Source organism: Flavobacteriales bacterium (assembly GCA_016700415.1).
In the GTDB taxonomy this organism is placed as follows: Bacteria; Bacteroidota; Bacteroidia; order Flavobacteriales_F; family PHOS-HE28; genus PHOS-HE28.
Window position 1 is genome coordinate 2,128,466 of sequence record CP065018.1, and the last position, 13,322, is coordinate 2,141,787.

Here is a 13,322-nt window from a genome sequence, read left to right on the forward strand (position 1 = left end):
GAGACGCAGAGGCGCGGAGAATGCTATTGGTGAATGGTGAATAGTGATCGGTTCCCGGAATCCACGCCTGACAACTGACAACGAACAACTGACAACTACGCCCCGTCATCAAGCACGCACTTTCGTCTTCGCTTTTTTCGCCACTGGTGCGGAAGGTCTATCGACGAACGCATCTTCCAGGATCCGCTGTTGCTGCAATGCGCTACGTACGCCGCTTCCGGTGGCAGGTGCCCCGCTTGCACGTCGGGCAACGAACTTCAATGCTTCCACCGACGGCGCCCCGTTCACTTTGTGCAGGTGCTTGAAGATGTACGGCCAAGCGCCCATGTTCTCCGGCTCCTCCTGCACCCAGCGCACTTCCTCAACATTCGCATAGCGCGCGAAGACCGCTTCGAGCTGCGGTTCCGGCAGCGGGTGTAACTGTTCGATGCGCACCAAGGCAACATCGTCAGCCACCACCTTCTCCTTGCGCTCCAGCAGTTCGTAGTAGAGCTTGCCGGAGCAGAGGATCAAGGTCTTTACGTTCTTTGGATCTGCCGTCGGATCGTCATACACCTCTTGGAAGCGACCCTTCGCCAGATCATCCATGGTGCTCACGCACTTGGGATGGCGCAACAGGCTCTTCGGTGTAAAGACCACCAAGGGCTTACGGAATTTCCACGCAAGCTGGCGGCGCAGCAGGTGGAAGAAGTTCGCCGGCGTGGTGGGGTTGGCCAGGATCATGTTGGCGTCCGCGCACTGTTGCAGGAAACGCTCCATGCGCCCGCTGCTGTGCTCCGCGCCCTGACCCTCGTAGCCGTGCGGCAACAGCATCACCAGACCGTTCATGGCGTTCCACTTCTCCTCGGCGGCGCTGAGGTACTGGTCGATGATGATCTGTGCCCCGTTCACGAAGTCGCCGAACTGCGCCTCCCACAAGGTGAGGCTGGCAGGCGTGGCGAAGGCGTAGCCGTATTCGTAACCCAACACCGCGTATTCGTTCAACGGCGAGTTGTAGACCTGCATCAGGGCCTGTCCTTCCTGCAAGTTCTTCAGGTGGATGTATTCCTCTTCACTGTCCTCCACTTTCACCACGGCGTGCCGATGGCTGAAAGTCCCGCGCTCCACGTCCTGCCCGGTGAGGCGGACGGAATGTCCTTCACAGAGCAAGGACCCGTACGCGAGCAGTTCACCCATGCCCCAGTCCAAGCGGTCCTCGGCCACCATCTTGGCGCGCTCATGCAGGATGCGCTCCAGCTTGTTGAAGAACTTCTTCCCCGCCGGCACCTCGGCAAGCTTGGCCGCGATGTCCAGTAACAATTTCTTTTTCACACCGGTCTCCGGCGAACTTTCCAGGTCGGCATCATCGGCGCGCTCGTAGCCCATCCAGCGGTCCGCGAGGAATGAGGTGATCACGGCCTTGGGCAGTTCCTTGGAATCCGTGAGGCGCTCCTGCAACATGTTGTTGAAGCGCTCCTGCATCTCCTCCGCTAAACTGGCCTCAATGGTGCCACTGGCCTCCAGCTTTTCCCTGTAGATCTCCCGCGGGTCCTTGTGCGTGGCGATGGCCTTGTAGAGGATGGGCTGGGTGAACTTCGGCTCGTCGCCTTCGTTGTGTCCGTGCCTGCGGTAGCCCAGCAGGTCGATGAAGACGTCGCTTTGGAAATGCTGCCGGAAATCGAGCGCGAGCTTCATCACGTGGCATACGGCCTCCGCATCGTCGCCGTTCACATGGAACACCGGGCATTGCGTCACCTTGGCAACGTCGGTGCAATACGTACTGCTGCGCCCATCGACGTAGTTGGTAGTGAAGCCCACCTGGTTGTTCACCACCACATGCAGGGTGCCACCGGTGCTGTACGGCTTCAATCGCGCCATCTGCACCAGTTCATAGACCACGCCTTGGCCAGCGATCGCGGCATCGCCGTGAATGATCACGGGGCACAGCTTTTCAGGCACGAACGCATGGTCCTTTTCGATCAGCGCACGCGAAATGCCCTGCATCACCGGCCCCACACTTTCCAAGTGGCTGGGGTTGGGGCACAGGATCAGGTTCACTCCTTTACCCTTGTTGGTCACCACGCAGCTGTTGAAGCCCATGTGGTATTTCACATCGCCTTCCACGAAACTGTCCTCGAAGTCACGGCCCTCGAAGTCGGCGAAGATGGATTCGTAGGTCTTGTTGAAGGTGTTGGCCAGCACGTTCAGACGGCCCCGGTGGGCCATGCCGATCACCACGTCGTTGATGCCGTGCGCATCCGCGCCGTGCTCGATGATGGTGTCCAACGCAGGGATCAGTGTTTCGCCTCCTTCCAGGCTGAAACGCTTCTGACCGATGAACTTCTTCCCGAGGAAACGCTCGAACACCACGGCCTGATCCAGCTTGCGCAGGATCTCCTTCTTCTCTTCCAAAGTAAAGACCGGAGTGTTGCGGTCCTTTTCCATCCGCTTTTGCAGCCAATCTACGCGGTCCACATCACGGATGAAGCGGTACTCCACACCGATGCTTTGGCAATACGTGGTCTTCAAATGCTCAAGGATGGCTGCCAGGGTGGCCTTGCCGATGCCCAGCTCCGACCCGGCCTCGAACACGGTTCCGAGGTCATCCTCGGACAGCCCGAAATAAGCCAGTTCCAAAGGGGGGGTATAGGTACGCCGCTCACGCACGGGGTTGGTATGCGTAAAGAGGTGACCACGCTCACGATAGCCGTTGATCAGGGCGATCACCTTGAACTCCTTCGCCACGTTCTCATTGCTCGGCCCGCAGTCCATGCCGTTGGCGGACCCTGTCTGTCCCGGCATTTCGGGATAACGGGTCCGGGCCAGGTCGAAACCTTCGAAGAACCGCGCCCAATCAGGCGATACGGAGCCGGGGTCCGTTTTGTACTGCTGATACACCCCGTCAATTGAGGCAGGGTCGAGATTACTGAGGAACGTGTTCTTGTCCATGGCCGGGCAGAAAATACCGGGCCGCAAAGGTAGCCACGGTTTCGGGCATTGTTACGGGGGAACGAAGGCGGTTGTTCGCGCGAACGGACCAGGTTCTGCCGGAGCTGCATTGGCCTCAGCCCAACCCTGCGTACCGCTTACGGCTCAGCACTTTCTGCAGGCAACGCAGCACAATGGCCCCGGCCAGGCCGAACAAGCCGTCCGCGGCCATCGCAGCACCCACCTGATGCTCTGTAAGATCAACGCGGTTCACCACCAGCCCGAATGCGTGCGCCCCCTCCCGGTCCCGCTCTTCGATCACCGCAAGTACTTGGGTACGCAGTTCCTCAAAGGCTCCCTCACCGACCTCGGGCAATGTCAGTGCTTCCTCCCGCAGGTCCTTGCGCAACTGGGCAACGGTCTCGTACAACACCACGGCCTCGTCCAACCGCTTGCGCAGGCCGCTGGCTCCTTCACCTTCCGCTCCTGTTTTCGACAGCCCTTCGTGCATCGCGAACTTTGATACCGCAAAGGTGGGGATGGCTTGGCACTATTTTCGCCGGTGCAAGATCTACCGCAAAAGCCCGCAGAAAGCATCCGTACAGTCGACCCAATGGGTCGACCTGACAGGTGCTCCGTATAAACTCCTTGCAAAATTTCACCATGCGCAACAACCTCCTCCTCGCGGCCATCGCCGTTTCCGTTTCCGCCAGCGCCCAGTACGGCACGTTCGACAAGAAGGCTCTCGAGGCCGCGAAAAGCTCCACCACCATCGTCCTGCGCGATGCGGCTGACTCGCCGTTCAACCGCGACCTGCTGAACGCGGTGAAGGCCAACTGGAAATTCACGGCCAGCACGGACTTCGGCACCATCACGGACCTGGCCACCACACCCATCGATCCCGCGAAGACCTACCTGATGAAGATCCGGAAGAGCGACAAGGAAAAGCACGATGCCACCTTCCTCGCGCTGGTGCAAGGCTGGAAGATGAAAAAGGGAGAGACGCTGAACGTGGAAAGTAATGCCGTGACGAACCTGCCGTCGGCACAGGAGCTGACTTCCATCATGATCGATGTGGAACTGCTCAACAGCGGGGGAAGCGCGATGCTGAACATCTACGTGAAGAATCTTCAAGACTATCTGAAGCAGGTAGAGACCGGAAAGATCAGCGATAAGGCCACCGCCGACCGCCTGTATGCCAGCCGCAACCGACAGGTGAAGGAGATGGAGCTCTGGCTGGCAAAGGACCAACTTGATAAGAGCCTGACGGACCTGGCCGCCATCAAGGAAACCTATAAGCAGGACGTGAAATTGATGGACTATTCACAACTGATAAGCGCCGCGACCCAAGGCACACCGAACGTGGCCCTTGCCGATGTGCTGATCACCGGCGAGTACAAGACGAAGTGGTGCTTCCGCCGCATCTTCAACGCCAGCACCGGCGAGCTGATGTACCAGCGCGACGAGGCCGCGCTCTTCGACAAGAAGATGGGCTTCATCAAGGAGGATTTCCGCGTGCTGGAACAGTCGCGGTAAGCCCGTGCAGTTGTAAGGACCCTTGTCCATCACAACTGGCTCCGGGATTATTGAAGACCTTCGTTCAAATTCTTCGATAATGCATGGTATCGCGCAGTGGACAGGGCTGCCGTGGTTCTTCGCTGTTACAGCATGACCACCATCCTCATCACCGGAGGTAGCGGACTTGTCGGCAGCCACCTAACGAAGCTCTTACTGGGCGAAGGCTTTGCGGTGCGGCATCTCAGCCGCAGTGCGAAGCCGGATGCGCCGGTGCCCACGTTCGAGTGGAACATCGCGAAAGGCTTCATCGATCCCCGTGCATTGGAGAATGTGGACCACATCATCCACCTCAGCGGCGTGGGCATCGCGGACGAACGGTGGACAGAGGAGCGAATGCGCGTACTGTACTCCAGTCGCGTGGATGCCGCTGCATTATTGCACCGCGAAATGGGAATGGCCGGGGCTTGGCCCAAGAGTTTTATCAGCGCGAGCGGGATCAACTATTACGGCACTCATACTTCGGACCAGGTCTTCAACGAGGAGGACCCGCCTGCGAACGACACCTTGGGAAAGCTGTGCCAGTCGTGGGAAGGAGCGGCGAACGACTGGGCCGCACAATGCCGCGTGGTGACCCTGCGCACATCAGTGGTTCTTGCCCGCGAAGGTGGCGCGCTATCGAAGCTCGCTGGTCCCGCTCGCTGGGGCCTGGCTTCACCGCTCGGCCACGGAAGGCAATGGATGCCGTGGGTCCACATCGATGACCTTGCACGTGCTTACCTGCATGTGATCAGGAATGCGGAGATGCATGGCGCCTACAACATTGCCGCGCCGGAGGATGTGCGCAACCGCGAGATGATGCGCGAGGTGGCCCATGCGCTACATCACCCGTACCTCTTTCCTGCCGTGCCGCGCTTTGTACTGCGCGCCATGCTGGGCGAACTCAGTTCGATGGTCTTGGAAGGGTCGCGGGTATCGAACGCCAAGCTGGTCGCGAGCGGATTTGAATTCCGGCATCCGGAGCTAAAAGAGGCGTTGAAGGGGTTGCTTCAATAGCTCCGTGCCATTAACTGCCAGCGTAATGTGCGCTGCCACAAGCATTGCTACTGCTCGTACTTCCAGTAAAAGGCCGTTCGCCTCTTTTCTGCTTTCTCATAAATGGGATAGCGATCTTCATCCTTGCCAATTACCCTTCCTTGGAAGTTCTTGTAGCCCATTTCACGCACCCGGGAAACCCAGAAAGAATTGTCCACATAGAAGACACTATCCATTGTTTCCGAAAAGGACAGTGCAACAAAATTCCGGATCCGCAACGGGCTTGTATCGGATCGAAAATCTTCCTCTGATACAGAGGAATAGCCGTGTCCATTTGCCTTGGGAACTTCTACCGTTCGCGCATTTGGACCGTTGAATTTCCACAGTTCCTCTCGGAACCGATACCTGTTCATGCCCACATAGGCATGGGGAGGAAGTGATGTAATTCGTTCGTCCTTGACCATGGTACCGTGCGATTGAAAAGTAGTAGCAGTGGCCGAACTCGTATTCATGGTTGACTGAAGCACGTAGGCCCAATTGAATACGGGCAACTCCGTATTTGTGGTCGAGTATGCGTGGGATGAAGACGTTGACGTGCCGGAGCTGGATATCACCGTACGATCGATCCAATAGCTCAACTTCTGGTCATTGATGATCAACGCGGAGTTCTTCCAGTCAATGAATAACGGTCGGTCCGTCTTGTTGTAGATGGCAAAGGACATTGCTCCTCCCGATGCCCAGAAAGAATATATGATCGAGACCGTATCGTTCTCATACACCCATTGATCATTGATGTTCGGTACGTTCTTGGCTTCTGTATCAAAGATCTGCATGTAGGTTTTGGAGCAGCCAGAAAGCAATAGCAACACCATTAAACTGAAAGTCCAGCGGAATATCACCCTGTTGTTCATCGCTTGCAAATTTGGCTCTAAGGGCCAAAGTATCTTTCGCCACTACGCCAACCCATTCAGTAGCTCCGCGCCATCAACTGCGCCGATAGCGCACGCAACGGCTCCTTCCGCTCCTCCGGCACCGCGATCGCATCCAGCGCTTGCACGGCCTTCCGGTCCTCGGCTTGTATGGCGTGTTCAGCCTCGTCCCGTACACCCAATTCTTCCAGTGCTTGCAACATGCGCGGCACATCGCGTTGATCGGCAGGCTTGGCTAATTCTTTTTGCAGCTCGTTCCGCTTATTTGTCGCGCTAAGCTCCAGACCACGGATCAGCAAGAAGGTCTTCTTCCCTGCGCGCAGATCACCGCCCTGTTGCTTGCCGGTCTTGGCGGGATCACCAAAAGCATCGAGCAGATCATCGCGCAATTGGAAGGCGAGGCCAGTGTGTTCTCCGAACGCGCCGATGCGATCACTGTCCTCCTTGCTTGCACCCGCGACCGCAGCACCTACGCGCAATGCGCAGGCCAATAGCACCGCCGTCTTCTGGCGGATCATCGCAGTGTATTCAGCCGTAGTGACATCATCGCGGCGCTCAAATTCCATGTCGAGCTGCTGCCCTTCGCACACTTCCAGCGCGTACCGGCTGAAGATCGCGGACACGTCGGGGCGCTTCGCCATCAGCTGATAGGCCTTCACCAACATGGCGTCGCCGCTGAGGATGGCTGTGTTCACGTTCCACTTTTCATGCACGGTGGGCTGTCCGCGGCGTAAGGGTGCGGCGTCCATGATGTCGTCGTGCATCAGCGTAAAATTGTGGAAGAGCTCGATGCCCAAGGCCTCGTCCAGCGCATCTTCCGCACGACCGTCGAAAAGCTCGCAGCCCATCAATACCAACGCCGGTCGCACACGTTTTGCCGGTAAGCCCATGAGGTAGCCCATCGGCGTATAAAGCCCCCCTTTCGGCAAGGCATTCACCCAGGCCGTGATGTGCCCGTCGATCAACTTGCGGTGTTGGGTCATGCGTCCTGACAACTGACAACGAACAACTGACAACTGGTTCAACCGATCAAATTCAACAAGTATTCACCATAGCCGCTCTTCACCAATGGGGTGGCCACGGCCTTCAGCTGCTCCGCATCGATCCAGCCTTTTTTGAAGGCCACTTCCTCGATGCAACCGATGCGCAAGCCTTGGCGCTCCTCGATCACCTGCACGAACTGGCCGGCCTGCATCAGCGAAGCGAAGGTCCCGGTGTCCAACCATGCGGTGCCACGATCGAGGATCTCCACTTTCAGTTTTCCGCGTTTCAGGTATTCCTTGTTCACGTCGGTGATCTCGTATTCGCCGCGCGCGCTGGGCTTCAGCGCAGCGGCCACTTCCACCACACTGTTGTCGTAAAAGTAGAGGCCCGGCACGGCGAAATTACTGCGCGGCTTAGCGGGCTTTTCTTCGATGCTTATCGCCACGTTGTCCTTGTCGAACTCCACTACGCCGTACCGCTCCGGGTCGCTGACGTGGTACGCGAAGACGAGGCCGCCGTCGAGTTCGGTGTTCGCGCCAAGCTTGCGTCCGAGGCCCGCACCGTAGAAGATATTGTCGCCGAGGATCAACGCCACGGAGTCCTTTCCGATGAAGTCGCGCCCGATGACGAAGGCCTGCGCCAAGCCGTTCGGAACGGCCTGTTCAGCGTAAGCGAATTCACAACCGAGGTTTTTTCCGTCGCCGAGCAATTTCTTGAAATGCGGCAGATCGTGGGGGGTGCTGATGATGAGGATCTCGCGGACCCCCGCCGCCAGCAAGGTGCTCAGCGGGTAGTAGATCATCGGCTTGTCGTACACCGGCATAAGCTGTTTGCTCACCGCGAGCGTCAGGGGATGCAGTCGTGTGCCGGACCCGCCGGCGAGGATGATGCCTTTCATTGCTGTTCTGTCGTTTCGTCCTTATGGCGTTCCACGGTGAGCGCGCCTAATTCAATGTCCTCTTCTTCGTCCAAGATCTCGAGCAAGGGCTCGCTGAAGGCCTTGGACATGATGCGCTTGTTCAACGAAAGCACCAGCGAGGGCAGCACCAGCAGGTTGGTGAGCATGGCCGTGAGCAGCGTCATGGTGGTGAGCATGCCCAACGCTTGGATGCCACCGAAACGCGAAAAGGCGAACATGGAAAAACCTGCGAACAGTATGATGCTCGTGTAGATTATCCCGACACTCACCTCACGCACAGCATTGTCCACGGCTTTCGCCAGGTCACCTCCGGTGAGCTTCACCTCCAGGCGATAACGGGCGAGGAAGTGGATGGCATTGTCCACTGCGATGCCCAGTGCAATGCCGAACACGAGCATGGTACTGGGCTTGATCGGGATGTGCAGAAAGCCCATGAGCCCGGCGGTGACGATGAGCGGGATCATGTTCGGGATCAACGCCACGATGAGGATGCGGAGCGAGTTGAACAGCAGCGCCATCAGCACCACGATGATGATGATGGCCCAGAACAAACTGGTGATCAGGTTGCTGATCAAGTAGCTGCTGCCTTTGAGGAAGACCACACTGGTACCGGTGAAGACCACGTGGTAACGGTCAACAGGGAAGATGCTGTCAGTCTGTGCGCGCAGCTTGGAGAGGATCTTGTCCATGCGCGAAGTGCCCACGTCGGCCATCTGTACGGTGATGCGCGTGGTCCTCCGTGTGCTGTCGATAAAGGCTTTGCCTGTTGTGGCGTTGCCTTTCCCCTTTCCGCTACCGATGTTCTGAAGGTAAGGCAACATGAAACGCTGGTCGGTGCTACTGAGCAGGCCATAGCGCGACGGATCGCCTCCGTAGAAAGCCTGCCGCGTGAACTTCACGGCATCCACGATGCTGATCGGACGGCTGAACTCCGGATAGGTGGCCAGCGTATCCGTGAGCTTGTCGATACGCTTCAGCGTGGCGCTTTTCAATACGCCACCCTTTTTCTCGGTGTCCACCAGGATCTCCAATGGCATCACGCCGTGGAAGTTCCGCTCGAAAAAGTGCAGGTCCGTGATCACCGGATTGTCCGCTGGAAGGTCGTCCACGATACGGCTTTCGTCCTTCAATTTCGTCATACCGAAACAGGCCACGACCGTGACGCAGAACGTGACGATGTAGATCGCCGTGCGATGTTCTTTGGAGAGCATCACGATCTTCTCGACAGCGCGGTCCAGCCAACGGCGTTCCAAGTGGCTGAGGTGGCGCTCCTTGGGCGCAGGCATGTAGCTGAAGATGATGGGCACCAGCAGCAGACCGAAGATCCACAGCACCATGATGCCGATGGTGGCGATGAGGCCGAACTGCTTCAACACATCGCTATAGGTGACACAGAAAGTGGCGAAGCCAGCGGCCGTGGTGGCGTTGGTCATGAAGCTGGCGGCGCCCACCCTGCTGATCATGCGCTGCAAGGACTTCGCCTTGTTGCCATGATGCGCGTATTCGTGGTGGTACGCGTTCACCAAGAACACGCAATTGGGCACGCCCACCACGATCACCAACGGTGCGATCACCGACTGCAGAACCGTGACACCGAAGCCGAACAAGGCCATGCAGCCGAAGGCCCACACTACGCTCATCAGCACCACGCCGAGGCAGATGAACATCACGCGCAACGACTTGAAAAAGAGCAGCAGCAGCAAGGCGCAGATGGCCAAGCTCAGCAGCATGTAGCGCGGCATGTCGCCCTTGATGAGCTTTGTGTTCTTCACGCGCACCCACGGCAATCCGCTTTCATGCACCGGGAGGTCCGTGGCGGCGGAGAACTCATTGACGCGTTTCTCCAGGGCGTCGATCACCTGCTCCCGGTCGTTCGTGTCGAAGAGCTTCGCGTTCACGAACAACATCATCAAGCTGGCCTTGGTGCTGTCGTTGTAGAGCAGGCCCTTGTAGAACGGCAGGTCGTCGATGCGTCGCTTCAGCGAATCCATCTGCACCTGTGTGGTCGGCAGGGCGGTCATCAACTTCCGCACGTCGAATTTCTGCAGGCTGTCGTTGCGCACCAAGGTGAAGAGGTTCGCCTCGCTGAACACGCTGTCGATGCCAGGGATCTCTTTCAGGTCATTCCCCAGCTCGTACCACTGCTTGAAGTTCGCAGGCGTGTACAGTTCTTTGCCCTGCGTGGCCACGACGATCACATTGCCGTCCGCGCTGAAGGTCTTCAGGAAGTGCTCGTATTCACCGTAGGCCGGGTCGGACTTGGGCAGCAGTCCGCCGTGCTTGTAGTTCATCTGCACCTTTGTAGCCTCGTAGCCCATGAAGGCCGTGAGGACCCCGACCACCGTGAGGATCCCGATACGATTGCGCAAAACACGGCCAGCCAGCCAAGACCACATGTCCGTTGAAGGGTTTCCGCCAGAAGGGGCTGGCACGAATAAGCGACAAAAGTGCGAAAAGCAGGCGTACCCCGGTCAAAAACCTACCGTTACCGCCAACTTGAGCGCCACATTGTCCGAAGCCTCCGGAAATGCGTAAGGCCCTATGCGGTAGAACGCGCCCACGCCCAAACCGATGAAATTCGCCTTGTAGAGGTCATCGATGCGGAGGCCGGTCTCGAAATAGCCCTTCTCCATGGCCGAAAACTCCAAACCCCGATGGTTTTCCGGGGACTGCATTTCCCCGAAGGCGGCGCTGGCGAAAATGCTCGGCTTCGGCCTGAAGTGCTTGCCTTTCAGCAAGAGCGTGCCGAAGGAATGCCGCACATGGGCCGAGACATAGCGGTCAGCCAAGAACTCATTCGGGCGCATGGTCTGGAAGGTATTGTCCGTTGAGATCTGGAACAGCTTGCCGCCCGTTCCGCGCAAGTTGTAGAGGAAGGGCATCGGAGCTTCCGTATCGGCCATGCCGCCCAAGAGCTGCACCGAAAGGTCGCCCACCAGCCGGAGCTTGAAGGTCTTCTCCACCATGGTGTTCACGCGCCACGTCTCCCATTCGCCATCGTACAGCCCTTGAAAGGAACGCATGGCCTGCACATAGACGATCGGCCATTTCGTCCCCAAGGAGATCTCCCGGTCCGGCAGGCGCGCCAAGCGTTCATGCAAGGCCCAGCGCAGGGCCAGGTTGACGGAGCCGGTGAGGAAATCGTTTCGCAGCAGGGTCACATCCTCCGCAGCGGATTTCACATACCGGTACCCGATGTCGTTCACCCGCAATGCCCGCTCTGTACCCGCCCAGATCTTCAAGGAGCTGCCCACACGGAGCATCACCTCCCCCGCCATGCTCTCGATGCGGTCCATGCGGTCCATGTAATACATCCGATAGCTCTCCGGAGTGAACATGCTGACCCGGCCCGGGAAGTCCACGCCACCGGTCTCCGCCACATCATTCTCGTAGCTGAATTTCACATGAAAGTCCCGACCGAACAACGGCTTCACGGTGAGGTCGCCGCCAAACTTCCAGTTCTTGTCCCTGAAGCCGTATGCGAAGTAGCCGCCGAGCGAGGCGTACTTGGTGATCCGGTCGTTCGTCGCCAGCCCGGCGCCCAAGCGGAAGCCCTCATAGCCGTTGTAGTTCAATATCCGGGTCAACAACAGGTCCACCGAGCCGATCGGCAGTCGGCCGGAGACCAGGGCATTGAGCGCCTTCAGCTTGCGGTCGAAGTGCTCCTCCTCGCCGAGGCTGTCCATCATCGCATAAGTGCGCAGGTCCTTCGCGCCCAAGGAATCCGATCGCAATCCCTTCCAGTAGGCATCGTCCTTGCGCATGCTCAGTTTGTCCATCACCAGCTCCGGGCCGCGCACCTCTTTCCGCGCCACGTCCACGTCCAGTTCGATGTCCTTCAGGTAGATGCGGCCCTCACCGTAGATCCCCAGACCGTTCAGGCTAAGGCCGCTGAAGTAGACGAAGGTGTTGAGCTGCACCGGGAACCAAGCGGTGCCGCCGTCCGCCGTGGGCAGCCGTTCGTGCTTCTGTTGAAAGCGGATGCTGATGCCGTCTTTCTCCACGGGTTCCGCGGTCACGTTCTGCACCGCATAGCCGTCCGTATTGATGTAGAGCAAGCCTTTCAGTCCTTCGAATTTTGTGCCCGTGCGTGGCCGGTAGCTGATCACGAAAACACTGTCCCTCCCCCGGTAAAGCGTGTCTTCCAAGTGGTAGTAGTACTTGTTGGTGCTGCTCGGGCCGATGGGGCCGAGGTAGCTTTTATCGCCGATGTCGATCTGCGGCGAATAGATGCTGAAGGTGGCGGTCTGCGCCGCGATCGCCAGGAACGACGGGTTCTTCAGGCCGCTGACGCGCATGGCCAGCACGGTCTCCTTCTCGGCCGAGGGTGGCCTGAAGCTTTTCTGCGTCGCGCTTTCAATGAGGAAGAGGTGCTGGTGCTCAAGAAGCTCCAACAACTTGGTGGTGGAGCTGTCCGTTTTGGCGGTGTCCGCGACCGTGGTATCCCGTGAGGCGGCCATGAAGGTGGTGTCCGGTCCCGTGTCGGCCATCGTGTCCTTGGGCATTACCTTCTCCATGTCCGAGGTTGCATCGAACACGCTCTTACTGTAGCTCGTGTAGCGGTAGCTCCGGTAGCGCATGCCGTCGTTCTCCTTGCGGTCGGCGTACACCCGGCGGATGATGCGGTGCGCGGGGTTCTCCGTGGGAGCGATCTCCACCGTATGCAATTGCGTGTTGCTTGCGGTGAGCGACACCATCACGGGCTTCTCATCGTTGATGGTGATCGTCAGGGGATCATAGCCCACGTAGCTGGCCCGTAGGGTCACAGGTAGTTGCGGAACGGGAAGCGAGAAGCGGCCATCGATGTCCGAGGTGGTACCGATGTGCGTGCCCTCGATGACGAAGGGTACAAAGGCCAGCGGCTCGCGCGTAGCGGCATCCAGTACGCGGCCCGTAACAACGTGCTGTGCGGATGCGAACAGCGTTCCGAGAAGTGCAAGGCAAAGTACAAGTGACCGGATCAAGGGCATAACGTGGTTCCAATGGATATGTGACGGGGAAGTCGGGGAAAAGTAACAGTATAGTCGTCAGTT

Annotated in this window: 9 protein-coding genes; 2 read left to right on the forward strand and 7 right to left on the reverse strand. The window is 58.4% G+C overall.

Translation table 11 applies throughout. The annotated features are described in order from the left end of the window. Positions 1-108 precede the first annotated feature (108 nt). Both IPP95_08875 and IPP95_08880 read right to left on the reverse strand, forming a co-directional pair. Positions 109-2,928: a 2-oxoglutarate dehydrogenase E1 component gene (locus tag IPP95_08875; GenBank protein ID QQS71312.1), complete on the reverse strand. Its 2,820-nt coding sequence runs from the start codon at positions 2,926-2,928 to the stop codon at positions 109-111. Positions 2,929-3,043: 115 nt separating this feature from the next. Then, positions 3,044-3,418, reverse strand: coding sequence for a hypothetical protein (locus tag IPP95_08880; protein QQS71313.1), 375 nt, complete (start codon positions 3,416-3,418; stop codon positions 3,044-3,046). A 152-nt stretch (positions 3,419-3,570) separates the two neighbouring features. Here IPP95_08880 and IPP95_08885 point away from each other — a divergent pair, with 152 nt between their 5' ends. Next, complete coding sequence (locus IPP95_08885) at positions 3,571-4,443, forward strand: hypothetical protein (protein QQS71314.1); 873 nt, start codon at positions 3,571-3,573, stop codon at positions 4,441-4,443. A gap of 132 nt (positions 4,444-4,575) precedes the next feature. After that, positions 4,576-5,478 carry a TIGR01777 family protein gene (locus IPP95_08890; protein QQS71315.1) on the forward strand — a complete coding sequence of 301 codons (903 nt, stop codon included), beginning with the start codon at positions 4,576-4,578 and terminating at the stop codon, positions 5,476-5,478. A gap of 47 nt (positions 5,479-5,525) precedes the next feature. On the opposite strand, the gene IPP95_08895 is transcribed toward IPP95_08890, so the two are convergent. The 5 genes from IPP95_08895 to IPP95_08915 form a co-directional block, all read right to left on the reverse strand. Continuing rightward, on the reverse strand, positions 5,526-6,368 hold the full coding sequence (locus IPP95_08895) for a hypothetical protein (GenBank protein ID QQS71316.1): 843 nt from the start codon (positions 6,366-6,368) through the stop codon (positions 5,526-5,528). 56 nt (positions 6,369-6,424) lie between these two features. Then, entirely contained in the window at positions 6,425-7,369 is a 945-nt protein-coding gene (locus IPP95_08900; GenBank protein ID QQS71317.1) for a polyprenyl synthetase family protein, read from the reverse strand. 38 nt (positions 7,370-7,407) lie between these two features. After that, a complete protein-coding gene (gene rfbA, locus IPP95_08905; protein QQS71318.1) occupies positions 7,408-8,268 on the reverse strand; it encodes a glucose-1-phosphate thymidylyltransferase RfbA in 861 nt (286 codons plus the stop codon). Further along, entirely contained in the window at positions 8,265-10,685 is a 2,421-nt protein-coding gene (locus IPP95_08910; GenBank protein QQS71319.1) for an MMPL family transporter, read from the reverse strand. The genes rfbA and IPP95_08910 overlap by 4 nt, the downstream gene beginning before the upstream one ends. Before the next feature lie 75 nt (positions 10,686-10,760). Further along, the gene (locus IPP95_08915) at positions 10,761-13,259 is read right to left on the reverse strand and encodes a carboxypeptidase-like regulatory domain-containing protein (GenBank protein ID QQS71320.1); all 2,499 of its coding nucleotides are present in this window, start codon (positions 13,257-13,259) and stop codon (positions 10,761-10,763) included. Positions 13,260-13,322 lie beyond the last annotated feature (63 nt).